20 protein-coding genes are annotated in these 19,704 nt (G+C 33.0%); 6 read left to right on the forward strand and 14 right to left on the reverse strand.

The window, feature by feature from the left end:
- Window positions 1–108 precede the first annotated feature (108 nt).
- From DZ60_RS0100485 to DZ60_RS0100495, 3 genes are all read right to left on the reverse strand, one after another.
- A complete protein-coding gene (locus tag DZ60_RS0100485) occupies window positions 109–525 on the reverse strand; it encodes a response regulator (RefSeq protein WP_025739531.1) in 417 nt (138 codons plus the stop codon).
- 12 nt (window positions 526–537) lie between these two features.
- Entirely contained in the window at window positions 538–915 is a 378-nt protein-coding gene (locus DZ60_RS0100490; protein ID WP_025739533.1) for a hypothetical protein, read from the reverse strand.
- 180 nt (window positions 916–1,095) lie between these two features.
- Window positions 1,096–1,503, reverse strand: coding sequence for a response regulator (locus DZ60_RS0100495; protein ID WP_025739534.1), 408 nt, complete (start codon window positions 1,501–1,503; stop codon window positions 1,096–1,098).
- Between the two features lie 263 nt (window positions 1,504–1,766).
- Between DZ60_RS0100495 and DZ60_RS0100500 the strand changes: the two genes are divergently transcribed.
- A complete protein-coding gene (locus tag DZ60_RS0100500; protein ID WP_025739535.1) occupies window positions 1,767–2,957 on the forward strand; it encodes a hypothetical protein in 1,191 nt (396 codons plus the stop codon).
- Window positions 2,957–3,964 carry a metal-dependent hydrolase gene (locus DZ60_RS0100505; protein WP_025739537.1) on the forward strand — a complete coding sequence of 336 codons (1,008 nt, stop codon included), beginning with the start codon at window positions 2,957–2,959 and terminating at the stop codon, window positions 3,962–3,964. Before DZ60_RS0100500 ends, DZ60_RS0100505 begins: the two co-directional genes overlap by 1 nt.
- Before the next feature lie 103 nt (window positions 3,965–4,067).
- On the opposite strand, the gene DZ60_RS0100510 is transcribed toward DZ60_RS0100505, so the two are convergent.
- Window positions 4,068–4,568: a DUF1761 domain-containing protein gene (locus tag DZ60_RS0100510; protein ID WP_025739539.1), complete on the reverse strand. Its 501-nt coding sequence runs from the start codon at window positions 4,566–4,568 to the stop codon at window positions 4,068–4,070.
- Window positions 4,569–4,784: 216 nt separating this feature from the next.
- A complete protein-coding gene (locus DZ60_RS0100515; RefSeq protein WP_025739541.1) occupies window positions 4,785–5,384 on the reverse strand; it encodes a LysE family translocator in 600 nt (199 codons plus the stop codon).
- A gap of 74 nt (window positions 5,385–5,458) precedes the next feature.
- On the opposite strand from DZ60_RS0100515, the gene DZ60_RS0100520 reads away from it, so the two are divergent.
- From DZ60_RS0100520 to DZ60_RS0100535, 4 genes are all read left to right on the forward strand, one after another.
- A complete protein-coding gene (locus DZ60_RS0100520) occupies window positions 5,459–5,950 on the forward strand; it encodes an acetyl-CoA carboxylase biotin carboxyl carrier protein subunit (RefSeq protein ID WP_025739543.1) in 492 nt (163 codons plus the stop codon).
- Between the two features lie 37 nt (window positions 5,951–5,987).
- Entirely contained in the window at window positions 5,988–7,430 is a 1,443-nt protein-coding gene (accC, locus tag DZ60_RS0100525) for an acetyl-CoA carboxylase biotin carboxylase subunit (RefSeq protein ID WP_025739545.1), read from the forward strand.
- A 2-nt stretch (window positions 7,431–7,432) separates the two neighbouring features.
- Window positions 7,433–8,974 carry an acyl-CoA carboxylase subunit beta gene (locus tag DZ60_RS0100530; RefSeq protein ID WP_025739547.1) on the forward strand — a complete coding sequence of 514 codons (1,542 nt, stop codon included), beginning with the start codon at window positions 7,433–7,435 and terminating at the stop codon, window positions 8,972–8,974.
- Between the two features lie 243 nt (window positions 8,975–9,217).
- The gene (locus DZ60_RS0100535) at window positions 9,218–9,574 is read left to right on the forward strand and encodes a hypothetical protein (protein WP_025739549.1); all 357 of its coding nucleotides are present in this window, start codon (window positions 9,218–9,220) and stop codon (window positions 9,572–9,574) included.
- A gap of 419 nt (window positions 9,575–9,993) precedes the next feature.
- On the opposite strand, the gene DZ60_RS23885 is transcribed toward DZ60_RS0100535, so the two are convergent.
- The 9 genes from DZ60_RS23885 to DZ60_RS0100580 form a co-directional block, all read right to left on the reverse strand.
- Entirely contained in the window at window positions 9,994–10,974 is a 981-nt protein-coding gene (locus DZ60_RS23885; RefSeq protein ID WP_025739551.1) for a carboxylesterase family protein, read from the reverse strand.
- Window positions 10,975–11,824: 850 nt separating this feature from the next.
- Complete coding sequence (argH, locus tag DZ60_RS0100545) at window positions 11,825–13,102, reverse strand: argininosuccinate lyase (protein ID WP_025739552.1); 1,278 nt, start codon at window positions 13,100–13,102, stop codon at window positions 11,825–11,827.
- Window positions 13,103–13,169: 67 nt separating this feature from the next.
- Window positions 13,170–14,234 (reverse strand): M20 family metallo-hydrolase, encoded by a 1,065-nt coding sequence (locus tag DZ60_RS0100550; RefSeq protein WP_025739553.1) that lies wholly within the window; start codon window positions 14,232–14,234, stop codon window positions 13,170–13,172.
- A 3-nt stretch (window positions 14,235–14,237) separates the two neighbouring features.
- Window positions 14,238–15,020, reverse strand: a complete 783-nt coding sequence (gene argB / locus DZ60_RS0100555; RefSeq protein WP_025739554.1) for an acetylglutamate kinase — start codon at window positions 15,018–15,020, stop codon at window positions 14,238–14,240.
- A gap of 51 nt (window positions 15,021–15,071) precedes the next feature.
- Window positions 15,072–16,016, reverse strand: a complete 945-nt coding sequence (locus tag DZ60_RS0100560) for an N-acetylornithine carbamoyltransferase (RefSeq protein WP_025739555.1) — start codon at window positions 16,014–16,016, stop codon at window positions 15,072–15,074.
- 132 nt (window positions 16,017–16,148) lie between these two features.
- Complete coding sequence (proB, locus tag DZ60_RS0100565) at window positions 16,149–16,937, reverse strand: glutamate 5-kinase (protein ID WP_025739557.1); 789 nt, start codon at window positions 16,935–16,937, stop codon at window positions 16,149–16,151.
- Window positions 16,921–18,117, reverse strand: a complete 1,197-nt coding sequence (locus DZ60_RS0100570; protein ID WP_025739559.1) for a glutamate-5-semialdehyde dehydrogenase — start codon at window positions 18,115–18,117, stop codon at window positions 16,921–16,923. The genes proB and DZ60_RS0100570 overlap by 17 nt, the downstream gene beginning before the upstream one ends.
- Window positions 18,114–18,551: a GNAT family N-acetyltransferase gene (locus DZ60_RS0100575; protein WP_025739561.1), complete on the reverse strand. Its 438-nt coding sequence runs from the start codon at window positions 18,549–18,551 to the stop codon at window positions 18,114–18,116. The genes DZ60_RS0100570 and DZ60_RS0100575 overlap by 4 nt, the downstream gene beginning before the upstream one ends.
- Window positions 18,541–19,692, reverse strand: a complete 1,152-nt coding sequence (locus tag DZ60_RS0100580; protein ID WP_025739563.1) for an aspartate aminotransferase family protein — start codon at window positions 19,690–19,692, stop codon at window positions 18,541–18,543. Before DZ60_RS0100580 ends, DZ60_RS0100575 begins: the two co-directional genes overlap by 11 nt.
- Window positions 19,693–19,704 lie beyond the last annotated feature (12 nt).

The following is a 19,704-nucleotide window of genomic DNA, read 5'->3' on the forward strand; positions in this document are numbered from 1 at the left end:
ATGATTTAATGTGTGGTGTACATAGAACAAATATACCCATTAGTCATGGTATAAGACTTTGTTACATGATTATATTTCTGACAAAATCAAAAATTCGAAGATCGTTTTTTAATTTGTATATTCTACAGAATTCACATTCTCAAAATACTTGTTAACGATCTCAGTTACAATTTCTTTATTTAATGTTTTGCCTCTGCACTCTTTTATCTGAGGGATCCTTTTAACCCTTTCCATATCCTCGGGTGCAAGTTCTGCTCCTATCATTAAAATAATAGTAGATTTCTTAAATCTTATATCTAATTTCTCAAACTCAGTAAGAAATTCCCAGCCATTCATGACCGGCATATTAATATCAAGAAAAATTATATCTGGAATCGTGGTATCATACAAACAATCAAGTGCCTCTTTACCATTTTTGGCAAGTACCACCTCTTCTACAAGATCCGTTTTCTGAACCATTGTTTTATTAAAAAAATTAGTAGCTGTACTATCATCTACTAAAAGAATTTTTTTTACTTTTTTCATTTAAATAATTAATTATAGGGGGGTTTGTAATATATTATCTAATAAATATGTCGAATTTGAGTTATTAAAAAAATCAGAAACATTGGCATTTTGTTTCGATTTTTCCATTTTAAAGATATTCCTTGAAGTAATTAACGTATCTATTGCTATTCCTTCGTTAATATCGTTATGAAAACCAGTAAATCTATGCAAAAACTCATTTACGTGCATGGTAGACATAGTATACAAACACATACTATCAAGTATATTCTTCTCTTTTATATCATATGGTAATACATCTATAACCATATCGATAGTACTTACATTACCAAAAGTACACTGTCTACCTAAGACTTTTTTGTTAAAAAAAATGACAAAACTATCACTAATCAATAGTATTTGAGAAATCATGATTTACACGATTTTTTAGGTTTTAAACAAAAAAAGTCAAATTACGTAATAATCAAACAAAAACTTGTAAACAAATGAATATTTTACGATTAAATGCATAAAAACAGGTATGAAATACATTTTTACTTTATTTTGTTTAATCTAAAGATTACTCATGAGACAAAAAAAGCACTGCTGTATTTAAGAAAAATGATTTTCTAATACGTTGTCTAACTGGTCCTTTGATAATGGTTTATGAATAAAATCATCTACCGAGTGGTTTTTTGAAGATGCTCTTACATCATCTGGGTTTGAAGATGTAGATAGTAAAATTATTTTAATACCATTGGTTAATTTTTGATCCAGCTTAGAAAACTCTGTCAAAAATTCCCAACCATTCATTGCCGGCATGTTAATGTCTAAAAAGATAAGGTCTGGTTTTATTGCTTCACTTTTCCTTACCAAATTAAAATAATCTAATGCAGCGATACCGCTTTGAACAATATTTACCTTGCAGAAAGAATTATGCTTGCTAACAACCCTTTCATTATAAAAATTTGTAGCCTTGTCGTCATCAATTAACAACACGCAATTCACCAATGTATTCATTTTAATTTCCCAATTACACTCAAATAAAACAAACTTATTTTAAATTTAAATAAAAAAAGTAAATTTATGGCTTAACAACATAAAAACAACGTTAAAACACTACATAAATAATGATTTAGTCTCTCAAAAAGAGTATAGTTCCAAAAAACTTATATTTTTAGTTTTTTTAGTTTTGACATAGAATTAATAAGGTCTATAAAAAAATAACCGTAATTTTGAAATGGATCTGATCACAGTTTTATCCAAAATTACTATTCAATAAAATGCTAGAAAAAATAAAAAATAAGAATAAAATCAGATTACTTCGCTACGTATACTATGATCATACAAATGATATTCCTGAAATTGATTGGAGACTTATTCATGAAAAAAATAATATTTTTCTATCATTAAAATACCTCAAGACTTTAGAAAATACGCTTTCCGACACAATTCGTTTTAAGTATATTCTTTTTTATGACCGCAATACTCCTGTAGGTTTTGCAGCCGTTCAACTTATCAAATTCGAGTCAAGTCAATTAAAAATTCAGGAGTTCCCCTGTCGAATTAGTGATACAATCAAAAATAAGTTTATAAAAAACCTAGATGTCAGAGTATTAATTTGTGGTAATTTATTCTCTTGCGGTGAACATGGTTTTATATACAATCCTAATCGAGTTTCTTCAAAAATAGCTTTCGAAAGTTTATCAATTGCCTTAAGAGAAATAAGAAAAAATGAAAGTTCTGATAAACCTTCGTTTATACTATTGAAAGAATTTTGGCCAGAATCATTTGTTCATAGTGACAATTGTAAACAACATGACTTTAGGGAGTTTAAAATCGACGTAAATATGGTCCTAAAAATAAAAGAAGAATGGCATACATTTGATGACTATATGGCCAGTCTAAAAACAAAGTTTCGAACTAGAGTCAAAAATGTTTTTAAAAAAGCTAGCCCCATAACGACAACAAACTTTACCGCACAGGATATAAGCACTTTTGATACCGAAATTAACAAACTATATTTATCAGTAATCGAAAAAGCTGATTTTAAAATTGGTAAACTAAATGCTTCAACATTTAGAGATCTGAAAATTGCACTAGGTCAAGCATTTATTTTTAAGGGGTATTTTCTGGATAATAAGCTTGTTGGGTTTACAACATCCTTTGTTCTTAATGAGGCTATCGATGCCAATCATATTGGTATTGATTATGAATACAATAAGTCACATGCCATTTATCAAAAAATGCTATACGATTATGTTGAGCTTGCAATTTCAAAAAGAGTTAACGAACTAAGACTAGGACGAACAGCAGAAATCATAAAAAGTTCTGTAGGTGCAAAACCTGTAGAAATGAAACTATATGTGCGCCACGGAAATTCTATTTCGAATACACTTTTAAAACCCATAATAGAACTAATTTCGCCAAATGAATATGAAATTAGAAATCCTTTTAAGCTGCAGGTTAACTAATGGATTCTTTGACTCAAATCGTTCTAGGTGCATCCGTAGGAGAAGCTATTTTAGGAAAAAAAGTGGGTAACAAAGCAATGCTCTGGGGAGCGATAGCCGGAACAATTCCTGACCTTGATGTCGTTTCAAAACTTTTTGTAGATACTATTACTGCAAATGAACTACATCGTGGTTTCTCTCACTCTATACTTTTCAGTCTCTTGGCTGCCCCCATTTTCGGATGGTTAATTTCCAAAATATATACATTAAAAGAGGCTACCTGGAAAGATTGGTCAAAACTTATGTTTTGGGGACTCTTTACGCATCCTCTATTAGACGCCTTTACTACTTGGGGTACTCAGTTATTCTGGCCATTAAACTATAAAGTTTCTTTTAAAAACATTTTTGTTGTTGACCCTGTCTATACATTCCCTTTTTTAACATGCTTACTAATTGCCTTATTTTATAAAAGAACTCACCCCAAAAGGGAAAGAACTAACATGTTAGGCATCTATATAAGTAGTGGATACTTAATCATAACATTGGGGCTAAAATGGTATACATATCAAAAATTTCAGTCAAGTTTAGAAAACCAAGGAATTAATTATAAAGAAATTCAAACAAAACCCACTCCACTTAATAGTATTCTATGGAGTGCCAATGTTGAAACACAGCACTCGTTCCTAATAGGTCATTATTCTTTATTTGACAAAAGCGATACCATACAATTTTTAGAGTTCCCTAAGAATCATCACTTATTAAAAGAAATGAAAAGTGATCCTCTTATCCCAAGGCTGATACAATTATCCGATGGATGGTACACCATCGAAAACAAAGACAACAAACTACTATTTAATGATTTACGATTTGGTCAGTTAGGCATAGGAACTGAAGCTAACAGATTTGTGTTTAGCTATGAATTATCATATGACTCAAAAGGAAAACTCATTGCAAAAGAAAGTGAACGAAATCCTGGAGAAGCTGCTCCTCTACTCAAAAATTTATTTAAAAGGATTTTAGGAAATTGACTTTAGCCATAAAAAAAGGCATTCATTATTGATTAATGAACACCCTTTATATATCCAAAACTAATACTAAATTAAAAATTACTTGTTTCTGGTATTACTTATCCTACGCAAATTGACAAATCACTCCTCCCATTAACGCCAGACAAACCGTCCAGTAACCCACATTAACAGCTATATATTTAAAACCTTTTTTCTCAAATAAAGCATTGGTCCCCAGAACAGGAAGAACAAAAAAGATTCCTGCCAAAGCTCCATGCAAAGCTCCATGTTTAAACGTTCTAAAATTTGTTCCATATTTGTTCATAAAATCCTGAGCATATTGATATAGTTCTGTACCCTCTTTAGCCAAATCCGGCTCACTCATTAACGTAGAGAAAAACCCAAATTGATGAATCACTAAAGTATTAACCATCGTTGCCAGGAAAAAACTAAATATGTATGACAAAATAAATATTTTCATCATACTACCCCCCTCTAGATCTTCTTTCTTAAACCCACAGGCATTCATCCATGCAGTACCAAAAACTTTTGGATTATACCAAATAAAACCCAAAACCATTGGGATAAGCGCCGCAACAGCGGCAATAATAAAATTAAATTCCATATTGATTTGTATTTATAGTTGTTGTTATTCAAATATAACTAAAATCCATAAGTACCTCATTTTGAGAACCAAAAATCATAAAACATTGAATTATAGAATCCTAAAATAAAAATTACTTTCAAAAAAAAACAATTCTTTAAACCCGTTTTATACATTGAAACTTCGCTGTGAGGCTTTGAGATACCATAGATTTTTAAATGCATAAACCCGGTTAAACTACCATATAGAATATAATATCCTCACCGAAAATATAATGAGTACAATCCCAGTAACTTTAAAAAACACCTCTAATCTCTTTGTATTTGCAAACTTCTTTACCTTTTTAGATAAAAATACTTTTAACAAGTCAGTTGTAAAAATACCCGCCAAAACAGCAATTATAAAAGTCAATAAAGAAGAATTTGTATTAAAATTATTTTGCCCGTAATTATATACCCCTATCCAAACTGCAAAAACAAAAGGGTTAAAGAAGTTGATGCTAAATCCTTTTAAGAAAAAAGGCAACACTCCTTTAGAACGAATAGAGAAAGGATGGTTTTTGCTCGTCTTTTTGAGTAAATAACTAATTCCTAAAATAAAGATAATAAGACTACCTATGAGTCCCATGAAAAACTGATTTTCTGTACTATTGACAAATGAAAAAAGACCATAGTAACATAATACCACACAAATTATATCACTAAAAATAATCCCCAAAGCAATGGCTACACCCGCTTTGTAACCATATTGTAAGCTACTTTTTAACAACAAAAAGAATACAGGACCTATAAAAATAATCATCCCCAACCCTATACCATACCCCTCTATAAATGCCATTAGAATTAAATAAGTATTAAATTCTAGTAAATATAATACCTATATTTATCATACTAAACCAAATACGAATATGTATGAGCAGTATATACAAAGTTAAGGTAAACGCTAATACCGATCATGAATTTGAAATCACACCAGAAGAGATTTCGAAAATTGATGTGATTACTAATTCAGATATGACCAGTCATATACTTGTAAATGATAAATCATATACTACCAAAATTATAGCATCAGATCTGGATACAAAAAAATATGAAGTAAAAGTAAATAACACCTCCTATCATGTAAGTATTGCTAATGAATTAGACATACGAATCGCTGCTATGGGTTTTTCTGTAGGAGCATCCAAAAAAATAGAAGCTATCAATGCACCAATGCCTGGTTTACTTTTGGATATACAGGTAGAAATTGGTCAGGAAGTCAAAGAAAATGACCCATTACTCATTCTGGAAGCGATGAAAATGGAGAATGTGATTTTGTCTCCAAGAAACGGAATTATTAAGTCTATTAGGGCTGCCCAAAGTGAAGCAGTAGAAAAAGGACAATTATTAATCGAATTCGAATAATATTCATGAATTCTTACTAATTAAAAAGAGTAACTACATGAAAAAAATATTAATTGCCAATAGAGGTGAAATTGCAGTTAGGATACTAACTACTGCTCATAAAATGGGCATAAAAACGGTCGCGATCTACTCTACTGTTGATCGCAGTTCACCACATGTAAAACTTGCTAATGAAGCGGTATGTATAGGTGAAGGGCCATCAAACGAATCTTATTTATTAGGTTCTAAAATTATCAAAATTGCAAAACAACTTCATGTTGACGCAATACATCCTGGGTATGGTTTTTTAAGTGAGAATGCCGACTTTGCCGAAGAAGTTGAAAAAAATGGTATCATATTTATTGGACCAAAATCCAACGCTATAAAAATCATGGGAAGTAAACTAGCTGCCAAAGAAGCAGTTAAAATGTATAACATTCCTATGGTCCCTGGGGTTGATGAAGCAATTACAGATATTAAAAAGGCAAAAAAAATAGCTTCAGAAATTGGGTTTCCCATCTTAATTAAAGCTTCTGCAGGGGGTGGTGGAAAAGGAATGCGCATCGTAGAGAAAGAAGATGATCTTGAATCTCAAATGAATCGCGCAATTAGTGAAGCGACCTCTGCTTTTGGAGATGGTTCTGTATTTATCGAGAAATATGTAGCATCACCCCGGCACATAGAGATTCAAGTACTTGCAGATAGTCATGGCAATATTATCCACCTTTTTGAAAGAGAATGTAGTATACAACGAAGACATCAAAAAGTAGTCGAAGAGGCACCATCCGTAATTCTGACTCCAGAATTACGTTCTGAAATGGGAGAAGCTGCCATCAAAGTGGCCAAATCTTGTGAGTATCTTGGTGCAGGAACTGTTGAATTTCTTCTTGATGAAAATAACAACTTTTATTTCCTAGAAATGAATACTCGACTTCAGGTAGAACACCCTGTCACAGAACTAATAACAGGGATGGACTTAGTAGAGTTACAAATAAAAATAGCAAAAGGAGAAAAACTACCCATTCAGCAAAAAGATCTTTCTATAAAGGGTCATGCTATAGAGCTTCGGGTATATGCAGAAGATCCTCAAAATGATTTTTTACCAAGTGTAGGAACATTAGAAACCTATATCCTTCCTAAAGGAAAAGGAATACGTGTTGATAACGGTTTTGAAGAAGGAATGGATATCCCAATCTATTATGATCCAATGCTTTCAAAATTAATCACCTATGGTGAGACAAGAGAAGAAGCGTTATTAATTATGCAAAAAGCAATTAATGATTATATCATAAAAGGAGTTCAAACTACGCTACCATTTGGGAAATTTGTTATTCAACATGACTCCTTCAAAGAAGGAACTTTTGACACCCATTTTGTCAAAAATTATTATACAGCTGCAATTATAACCTCAACAAATGAAAATGAAGCTAAAATTGCGGCATTAATAGCATTAAAACAATATCAGGAAGATCAAAAAACTTTGAGAATACCAACACTTTAATTATGGATTCAAAAATAAAGACGTTAGAAGATAAAGTAGCTTTAGCAAAATTAGGAGGCGGAAAAGAGCGTATCAAAAAACAGCATCAAAAGAAAAAACTTACTGCTCGGGAGCGCATAGAATATTTAGTAGATCAGGGATCTTTTGAAGAAATAGGTATTTTAGTCACGCATCGTACCACCGATTTTGGGATGGATAAAGAACTATATTATGGTGATGGTGTTATCACTGGATATGGTACTATACAAGGGCGGCTACTTTATATTTTTGCACAAGATTTTACTGTTTTTGGTGGAGCTCTATCAGAAACTCATGCCGAAAAAATTTGTAAAATCATGGATATGGCAGTAAAAATGGGAGCTCCCATTATCGGTCTTAATGATTCGGGAGGAGCGAGAATACAAGAAGGTGTTCGATCTCTTGGTGGATATGCTGATATTTTCTACAAAAATGTACAAACATCTGGGGTAATTCCTCAAATTTCTGCCATCATGGGTCCTTGTGCAGGAGGGGCTGTATACTCCCCCGCAATGACGGATTTTACCATCATGGTAGAAGATACAAGTTATATGTTTGTAACAGGCCCTAATGTTGTTAAAACAGTAACTAATGAAGAAGTAACTTCTGAAGAACTAGGTGGAGCCAGTACGCACTCCACAAAATCGGGAGTGGCACATATAACATCTGAAAATGATGTCGCATGCCTAGAAGATATAAAAACACTTCTTAGTTATCTGCCTCAAAACAATAAAGAGACTCCAAAAAACCTACAATATACACTCGCTAATGAAGTACGAGATGTTCTCACCAATATAGTCCCAGAAAATCCAAATAAGCCGTATGACATGCATCAAGTCATTAATGGAATTATAGATACGGGATCTTTCTACGAAATTCATAAAAATTATGCAGAAAACATTATTGTTGGTTTTGCAAGAATCGCTGGACAAAGTATAGGGATTATAGCCAATCAACCTCAATTTCTTGCAGGAGTACTAGATGTAAACAGTTCTAAAAAGGCTGCTAGATTCACTCGTTTTTGCGATTGCTTTAATATCCCATTATTAGTACTTGTTGATGTACCTGGTTTTTTACCTGGTACTGATCAGGAATGGAATGGCATTATTGTGCACGGCGCCAAATTATTATATGCCCTTAGCGAAGCTACAGTACCCAAAGTTACTGTCATAACTCGTAAAGCCTACGGAGGTGCTTATGACGTAATGAACTCAAAGCATATAGGAGCAGATCTTAATTTTGCATGGCCAACCGCAGAGATTGCTGTTATGGGCGCCAAAGGCGCAAGCGAAATCATATTCAAAAAAGAAATCAAAGCGGCTGATGATCCAGTGGCAAAACTTGCAGAAAAAGAAACCGAATATGCAGAAAAATTTGCAAACCCGTATCGAGCAGCACAACGTGGTTTTATAGATGAGGTAATTTTACCCAAAAATACACGTAGGAAACTAATCAAAGGGTTCAGTATGCTCAAAAATAAAAAAGTAGATAGACCAGATCGAAAACATGGCAATATTCCTTTGTAATACATGCATATTGAACTTGTAATACGATCCATCAAAAATTGTTCGAGAATCCTAAAGAAGAATAAATACTATCACTTTCTTAGTTGTACTATAATACTGTACTGATAAAACACGTTTTAAAAAAGTTACTTTCTTTTTCTAGGATAATTCGTTTGTTTTTAATTAAAAAAACTTAAAAATAGATTTAAGGTTATTTTTAAGTTTTTTTATTTTTACGAGGTAATCAACAAATATAACCCCAAAATGAATAAACGAAAATTTACACAGTATGCTATTTATGCGGTTGCGGTATTGTGTGCAGCTCTTATTAATGAATATATCATTCGATATGTTAAAAAGCACATTGATCAACAGGGCTACCTTCTTGTTTTGATTGATATGCTTATCATTGTACTTATTTTTGCTCCTGCTTTTGCCCTTGTTGGTAAATACACAAAAAAGCTTTCTAAATCTTATCTAAAAACCTCAAAAAAAATATCCAATAGCTCTAATGGCACTTTACTTGGATTTACTGTGGCAATTATTATTCTTTTTATTCTCTACGCTAACTTAAGACATAATATTAATGTATTGAGTGATATAAAAGGGATATTGTCTTAGTGCCATGGTTATTGTTTTGAAAAACAATAACGTATTCGATCCTTAAGAATTATATGAAGCGTTGATTGCTTAGGCTCTAGGTCAATATATTATGTAAAAACAGGTGGTTAAATTCTAGCGCTTTGTCACTGATCTCCAATTCATATTAAATTTTTCCAATAAAAAAAGCTAGTATCCAACTTCACTACGTAGTTTTTAGCTTTCTTATCAACAATTAGTCACACTACATTTACCCCACTTTATGGAGTAGAACTTCGTAATGAGACTCAAAACTGCAATACACACTGGCATTCTCTTCTTTTCTGGATAGCACTGCTATGGTGACTACAAAAAATGTAGCGAAGCGCTAGTGTTTGCCGTAGTTTTGGGTTGTAATAGATTTTATAATGAATAAAGTGGGTTTAACGATACTACTCTGACTATTCTTTCTTGTATTGTAATAACCAATCATAAATAGATACATTAAAAGGATTGTTGCGCGTCATCGTTGTAAATCGGTTCGAATAGACCCTACTCCAGGCATCATGTCCTGTGTTATTAAAAACCGTAACCTTTGCCCAAGTTTTTGGACTTTTAGCATTTATAGCCGCAACTAATGGTACAGATCCATAATTATCATAAGGTGGCACGGTGGTATCAGAGTCTCCATGAAAAGCCCAGATTGGTATTTTGGTAAGATTGGACACGATACGTTCTTCACCTCTTGCGCTAATTGGGATGATGGCAGCTACATAATTATCTTCTCCTCTTTCTCCCACATAATACCAAGCCCCACCGCCTCCTAAACTTAATCCTGTTAGATATATTCTTTTAGTGTTAACCTGATATTCATCAATCATGTATTTTATAAAATCATGAATATCCTGATGCCTCCAGTATCCATAAGACTTAAGTCTCGGAGAAGCCACTATAAAAGGAAATGAAGGATTCCATCTTTGGATTCGTATAAGACCGGGAGGTGTGGTGCCTACGAGAAGTTCATTTAATTCTGATACATCGGTGCCCGTATACCCTGTTGGATCCCAACCATGCAAAAATACTAACAATGGATACTCAGGTCCGTCTTGGGTATATTCACTAGGAGTATATACAAAATGACCAAATACAGCATTTGTTGAGTTCAAAGGATACGCAATATGCGAGCCCCCCATATCTACAGGTAAATCCTTCAAATCAGAGTCATCTATATTTAGTACTGGTTCTTGCACAGTAGGAGTAGTTTGTTCAGGTGTTCCCACATCAGGGTTTTCTGGAGTAGAACATGATGAAATAAGAAGAATCCATATTATTAAGAAAAGCCCTGAATAATTATTGAGGACTATTTTTCTAATGGTTAAAAAAGATGTTTCTTTTCGACCTATTTGTCTGACATGTTTTATTACTTTTTTAAGCGCTCTCATCTTTTTTTAATTGACTTATATAATGATTCGACTTTGGGTCATACTAGTCTTAAAATTAGTAAACTTTCGATTAAATAATTAATTCTGTAATAATGATTTTTTTATTAGTCAGTTATAGCAATTATAATTTTCACATTTCTCAACAAAAGGAAAGGCTACAAGAAGTTCTAAAACAAGTAAAAAAACTAACCGACAACATTCTCTGGTCTATAACATTAGACAGAGTATATATTGGAAAACAATAAATAGGTAATCCACAAATTAATATGGACAGACCACCACTAAAAAGATAGCAATTACCAAAAGTGCAAAAAACAAAAACATCATACTTGTAATAAGCACGTTAACCTAGATCACAGAGCAACAAGAAACTTCTTAAAATGGCAAATGGAAGATAGTATTACTTTTTTGATGGTGCACACAATACTTTTCACCTTAGAAAACTAATATAAACGTTAAAAGAAACTTGACCTTATATTTTTGTCCAACCTAAAATCAAGGTTTCAACAAAATAAAATTTTGATTTATAAAATAACTTTTTAAGAATCTACTGCTTATTAATCAAACTCAGGTTAAACCCGCTTTATGAAGTAGAACTTCGTAACGAGACTTAAAACTGTAATACACACTGACATTTTCTTGTTTTCTGCATAGCACCGCTATGGTGACTACAAAAAAATGTAGCGAAGCACTAGTGTTTGCAGTAGTTTTGGGTTGTAATAGATTTTATACTGAATAAAGTAGGTTAAAAGATAAACTATATAAAAAAAAACAACCCTCAGTGGTTAACAACTCCTCTGAGGGTCTAGGCTGAAACTAAAAAAATTAAACTAACTCAACTTACACTCAATTAAATATGTTTCAGCTTCTCTTCTATATCTTTTAAACACAGATTATTGATACTTCCAATATGACTATGTTTTGTGTTTTTTTCTGGTTTGTAATTACCATTTTCAATATCCAATCCAATTTTCACATATGCATCTCTAAAAGACATTCCTTTCATAACTAATTCATTCAACGTATCAACACTAAATAAATAATCATACTTATCATCATCTAGAATCTGCTTATTTACCGTTACACTTTTTAGCGCATAGATAGCCATCTCTAATGATGCCTTAAGATCCTGAATTGCGGGTACAATACCTTCTTTAAGTAATTGTAAATCTCTATGGTAGCCACTTGGCAAATTATTCGTCAATAAGCTTAACTCATATGGCAATGCTTGTATTTTATTACATTTTCCGCGTATTAACTCAAAGACGTCTGGATTTTTCTTATGTGGCATAATACTAGAACCTGTAGTAAACTCAGATGGGATACTCATAAAATCAAAGTTTTGACTCATGTATACGCAAACATCCATAGCAAGTTTAGAAAGTGTTCCTGCCACGCTACTCATTGCAAAAGCAGTTGATTTTTCTGATTTTCCTCTACTCATTTGTGCAGCCACTACATTATACTTAAGAGTTTCGAATCCTAGCTCTTTGGTTGTAAATTCTCTATCGATAGGGAATGAACTTCCATAACCTGCTGCACTACCTAAGGGGTTCTGATCTACCACCTTTACTGCTGCATTTACAAAATATAGATCATCTACAAAACTTTCTGCGTAAGCAGAAAACCACAATCCAAAAGAAGATGGCATAGCAATTTGCAAATGTGTATATCCTGGTAATAGCACATCTTTATATTTTTCTGCAGAAGTCAATAAATTTTGAGACAATTCTTTGACCTGATCCTTTATTTGCAGCAACTCATCCTTGAGATATAAATGCATTGCTACCAAAACCTGATCATTTCGAGATCGGGCTGTATGTATTCTTTTGCCAGCATCCCCAATCTTTTGAGTCAACTCAAACTCTATTTTAGAATGTACATCTTCAAACTGATCTTCTATTATAAATACCCCCTCAGACACTTGTTTTGCTAATACATCTAATTCGGCTTCTATTGCAGAAATATCCGTGTCAGAAATCAAACCAATCTTGTGTAACATCTTAGCATGCGCCAAGGTTGCCTTTATATCATATTTGGCAATTACCAAATCAAGCTGTCTATCATTGCCTACGGTAAATATATCAATCTTTTGATCTGTCGGTAATCCTTTGTCCCAAAGTTTCATTTACTATTATTTTATAATCTTATTGTATAAGTACACCTCGACACTCTTAGTGTTACATTTTTTAATTTTAAATGATTCCTTCCAAAATTTTTATGTAAAGTTCTATTCCTTCTCCAATTTCATTTACAAAAATGAATTCATCTGCAGAATGTGACCTAGTAGAGTCTCCTGGACCTAATTTTAATGATGGACAACTCAATACAGATTGATCAGACAATGTCGGAGATCCATAGGTTATTCTCCCCAAACGAACCCCTGATTGTACTATTGGATGATCCTTTGGTATCGAAGAAGACCCAAGATGCAATGACCTTGGTGTTACCTCAACATTCTCAGGCATTGCTTCTTGAACTATTTTTAGAATCTCTTCATTTCTATAAGCATCATTTACTCGAATATCAACAACAAAATTACAATGAGAAGGCACTACATTATGCTGCTTACCAGCATTAACCTGAGTAACTGTCATTTTTACATCTCCTAATACATCTGATGTTTTTTCGAATGTAAAGGATTCGAACCATTTTATCACTGGCAATGCATTGTAAATAGCATTGTCCTGATTAGGATGTGCAGCATGACTAGCGGTTCCCTTTACAGCAACATCTAGTACCAATAATCCTTTTTCTGCAATCGCTAACTGCATCAAAGTAGGCTCTCCTACAACTGCAAATTCTACATTCTTAAAATATTTTAATATACTTTTTAATCCTAAAGGACCACTACTCTCCTCTTCTGCAGAAGCTGCTATTAAAAAATTGTAATTAAGATTCTCTCTATTATAAAAATAAGTAAACGTTGCTATCAATGAAACCAAACATCCTCCTGCATCATTACTTCCTAAACCGTATAATTTACCATCCTCTACAAATGCATGCAATGGATCATTCGTATAATTACCATTTGGTTTTACTGTATCATGATGAGAATTTAATAAAATCGTCGGTTTACTCTCATCAAAGTGCTTGTTATACGCCCAAATATTATTATTCTCTCTCTCGAAAGGAATAGCCCTTTGGATAAACCAATCTTGAATTAACTGAGCGGTATGCTCCTCTTCTGAAGAAAAGGATTGTGTTTCTATTAACTTTGTTAAAAGCTCAATTGCATGATCTGTTAATTTTTCTATCATCGCTTATAAACTCAAGGTTGTATGTTTAGTCGTTTTATCTTTTATAAAATCTGCATTTGCAATATGTACTGTACTCACATTTTTTTGCAAGGCATCAAAACAATTCTGAAGCTTGGGTAACATCCCATCGGCTATTATTTGTTCATCTCTTAATCTCGTATATTTTTCTAAGTTAATATGTTCTATTACAGAATCTTTATCTTCTATATTTTCTAAGACTCCTTTTAACTCAAAACAATAAAACAAAGAGACTTCATAAAACGCTCCCATAGCCGAAGCTATCTCAGAAGCAATCGTATCTGCATTTGTATTCAATAATTGTCCTTTTTTATCATGTGTTACAGCACAAAAAACAGGAACAATACCTAATTGCAATAACTGTTTAATCATCTGACCATTAACCTGAATAACATCTCCCACATATCCATAATCAACAAATTGTACAGGTCTTTTCTTTGCCAAAATAACATTTGCATCTGCTCCTGTTAGCCCTAAAGCATTACAGTCATTTTTTTGTAACCCAGAAACTACCGTTTTATTTAATAGACCTGCATATGTCATTACTACAATATCAAGATTTTCTGCAGAAGTAATTCGTCGACCATCAATCATTTCTGTTTTCACACCTAAACTAGAAGCTAGTTTAGTAGCAGATTTTCCTCCGCCATGAACCAATATTTTTGGTCCATCTACCTTAGAGAAGTCTTCTAAAAATGAAGATAAGGCTTTTTCATTCTCAATGATATTTCCTCCTATTTTGGCTACCAGTATTTTTTCTTTATTCATCACAAAACGCCCAAAACACACACTAATAGCGGTGCTATTCTAGGTTAATTATTATTGGTTTTCTAAAATTTTCTTTACTACTAATTGAGCCGCATATGTCCTATTGTTCGCTTGCTCAATAACAATTGAGTTTTCACTTTCGATGACGGCATCATCAATAACTACGTTTCTTCTTACTGGCAAACAATGCATAAATTTTGCATCATTTGTAAGTTTCATTTTCTCTTCTGTAATTTTCCATGAGGGATCTTGCGAACTTTTCCCATAATCATTATAGGAACTCCAGTTTTTAACGTAAACAAAATCAGCATCTTTTAGTGCATTTTCCTGGTTGTAATCAATGGGCACCTCTTTAGTAAATTGAACGGCTAACTCAAACCCCACTGGGTGGGTAATTACAAAATGAGCATCCATGTGCTGCATCATCTCAACAAATGAATTCGCAACCGCCTGTGGTAGGGCTTTTGGATGTGGTGCCCATGATAATACAACCTTTGGCTTTTTATTTTTTTTATTTTCGGTAATAGTAATTGCATCTGTTAATGCTTGCAACGGATGTCCTGTAGCACTTTCCATATTAACTATAGGAACTGTTGCATACTTTATAAAACTTGATAACACTTTCTCACTATAATCATCTTCTCTGTTTTCAAGCTTTGCAAAGGCTCTTATAGCAATAATGTCGCAATACTGTGACACTACTTGTGCTGCTTCTTTTACATGTTCAGAAGTACCTTGATCCATAACTGTGCCATCTTCATACTCTAATGACCAACCTTCTCCTGAAAAGTTCATTACAATCACATTCATCCCCAGATTTAGGGCAGCTTTTTGGGTACTCAACCTAGTACGTAGACTAGGATTAAAAAATAATAACCCAATAGTTTTATCAACCCCCAAAGTCTTATCAGAAAGTGGATTTTTCTTCATTTCTATTGCTTCATTAACCCAATCAGGCAATGAATCAATGTCTTGTATGGAAAAGTAATTCTTCATTTTTTCTATTATTAAGAACACACAAAATAAAGTATCGCTACATGTATAGATTTGAAACCTTTATAACACACTTATTTATATTCATTTTTCGAATAATCTAGTATTCTTTTCTTATATTATTTTTAAAACTTATTATTTTATAACCTGCTCCTTTATAATTTTAGTAAATGCCGTTTTATTACTTAGCGCATTGATTATAAAATTATCTTTTAGACCATTTACAATCCAAGTCTCAATATTTCCTTTTTTTGCAATTTTGGCTGACTCTACTTTTGATGTCATCCCACCTGTGCCATGAGAAGAAATTGATGAAACAATTTCTTTCTCAAGCGTTTCTATGTCTTCAACTTCTTTAATAGTTGTAAACGTATTATTCTCTACCGATTCTTTGGTACAAATACCATCGGTATTCGTTGCAATAATTAATATATCTGCCTTTAACAATACAGAGGTCAGTGCGGCCAATTTATCATTATCTCCAAACTTAATCTCATCAGTTGCTACTGTATCATTTTCATTAATAATCGGTATATAATTATTATGTATCAACACATTAATTGTATTGACTATGTTTTTCTTTGATTGCTCTCTTTCAAAATCAGAATAAGACAACAAGCATTGCGATGTTAATAAACCTAGATCTCTAAAGCCTTCTAGAAATATTCTCATTAGATGTGGCTGGCCAATTGAGGCCAACGCCTGTTTCACATTAATTTCTTTACCATTACTTTCTAAATTCACAAACTGTTTTGCTACGGCAATCGCTCCCGAACTGACTATTACAAACTCATAACTATCTTGCAAATCCACTATTTGTCTGGCAATATCTTCGATTTTGCCTCTTGATATATGATTTGTACCTGTCGTAAGTACATTCGATCCGATCTTAAGTACAATTCTCTTTTTATCTGATTTGCCCATCACCGTGTATATACCATTTATTAGTTACCAAATGCTGTAATCCTATTGGACCCCGCTGGTGTAATTTATCTGTACTAATTGCAAGTTCGCCTCCTAAACCTAACTCAAACCCATCGGTAAACCGTGTAGAAGCATTATGATACACCGCTGCACAGTCAACAGAAGCCATAAAATCATCTGCTTCTTTTTGATCTTTAGTTATTATTGATGCAGAGTGCCCTCCGCTATATTTATTAATCCTTGAAACTGCTTCTTTACAACTATCTATTTCTCCTATAACAATTTTGTAATCTAAAAATTCTTCATACCAAACTGCATCTCCTGATATGGGATCTACTTCTTCATATTTAGTTAATGTCGAATCACCAAGAATAGTTACCTTATGATCTCTTAATTCTGAAATTATTTTTTTAATAAAATCTTCTTTATTAGGAATATCTTTATCTATCAACACTTTATCCACTGCATTGCATGCCGAAATCTTATCTGTTTTACCATTAACAATTACACGTAATGCTATTTCGGTATTAGCGTCCTTATGTACATAAACAAAATTATTTCCTCTTCCGCTTACTATAACAGGACATGTTGCATGCTTTTTTACAAATTCAATTAATCGCTCTCCACCTCTAGGTACAATAAGATCTACTCTCTGGGTAGGTGTTTCTAAAAATGCCTGAGTTTCTTGTCTGTTATAGTTCATATACTCAACCCAATCAGAGGTTATATCATTTTCTAAGAGCGCTTGATGCCAAAGTTTTACAATAGCTAAATTAGAATTGAGTGATTCTTTCCCTCCTTTAAGAAGGATTTTATTCCCTGATTTAAAAGCTATTCCTGCGGCTTCTATGGTAACATCCGGCCTTGATTCATAAATAATAAGAATTGTACCAAAAGAAGCTGTTTTATTAAATACCTGCATCCCATTATCATGTGTAAATCTAAAACGCTCTACACCTACTGGATCCTTCTGATCTGCCAATTGCTTCAGGGCAGCTATCATACCTTCTATCTTCTTTGAATCAACTTTTAGACGGTCATACATAGCCAAATCATTTCCAGAATACCCTTCTAAATCCATTTTGTTGGCTTCGATAATAGTCGCTCGTTGTTCATCAACAAGAACCATCATCTTTTGTAATACCGAATTTCTTTGCGCTATGCTTAATGTACTATTCATTCTAATAAACTAAGTTCCATCTGCTGGTGTATAATTCCAGTTTTTTTTGACGGATATTTTTTTCCTATTGTTTTAAACTTATATTTTTTGTAAAAATTAATAGCTGTTTCTCGTGCACTCAATTGTATACGATCCATCTTATTTTTCTTACACTCTAGTATCAAATGCCTCAATATTTGACTGCCTATTCCTTTTTTCTGAAATTTGCTATCAATAGCCATTTGAGAAATTATCCCTATAGTTTCGTCATATGTTAACCTTCCTGTTCCTAAAACTTTATTCTCATCACGACATACTAAATGCAAACTACTCTTCTCAACATCATCTTTTATTAATTCTTCTGCAGTATCCATATTCTTAAAAAACTGCTCAATCCGTATAACTACTCCCTGACGATAAAACACATCTCCATAGGAAACAAATTCATATTTCATGCACTTCTTTCTCCTCTTCTAATACTTTTTTTAATGCATCTATAAATTGGTCAATTTCGTTTTTCCCTACAGTTAAAGGAGGTAATATTCTTAATAATTTCTTATTCTTTGCTCCTCCGGTAAAAATATGTTCATTATAGATTAATTTTTTTCTAAGTGCTCCTACTTCAAAATCAAATTCTAATCCTAGCATCAACCCTCGTCCTTTTACATTTTGTACCCCTGGAAGATTTGCTACACAAGACTTAAAATATTCTCCTGTCAATCTAGCATTATCAATTAAGTCTTCTGTTTCTATAACTTCAAGTACCGCGAGTGACGCTGCGCATGCCAGATGATTTCCTCCAAAAGTAGTTCCTAACATACCATATTCTGGTTTAATATTAGGAGCTATCATCACGCCTCCAACCGGAAAACCGTTCCCCATACCTTTTGCTATGGATATGATATCTGGTGTAATATCGTGATGTTGATGTGCAAAGAACTTGCCGCTTCGACCAAATCCTGATTGGACTTCATCTAAAATAAGGATTACGTTGTTTTCCTTGCATAATTTTTCAATTCCTTTAAAAAACGCTGTGGTTCCTTCATCTAATCCACCTACACCTTGAATCGGTTCTACAATTACGCAACATACATCTCCTTTTTCTAGCTCAGTTTCTACTAATGTTAGTTGATTAAGTGGCAAAAACGTTACATGTTGTTGTTTATTTATTGGTGCATTAATCTTCTCGTTATCTGTAACCGCAACAGCCGCAGAAGTTCTTCCATGAAAACCATTTTCGAAAGCAATTACTCTGGATTTACCTGTAATAAATGAAGCAAGTTTAAGTGCATTTTCATTTGCCTCTGCACCCGAATTACATAAAAATAACTGATAATCGTTATATCCGGATAGTTCTCCTAATTTTGATGCTAACTGTGATTGTAAACTATTATGAACAGCATTAGAATAAAAGCCAATGGCATCTATCTGCTTTTTGAGACGATTCACGTAATGCGGATGCGAATGCCCAATAGAAATTACGGCATGCCCTCCGTACAGATCCAAATACTCCACACCATCTTTATCAATTACAGTTGCATCAAATGCTTTTACTGGCTCGACATCATATAGCGGATATACATCAAATAGTTTCATTATATTTCTTTA

It is taken from the genome of Aquimarina pacifica, assembly GCF_000520955.1.
Taxonomy (GTDB): Bacteria; Bacteroidota; Bacteroidia; order Flavobacteriales; family Flavobacteriaceae; genus Aquimarina; species Aquimarina pacifica.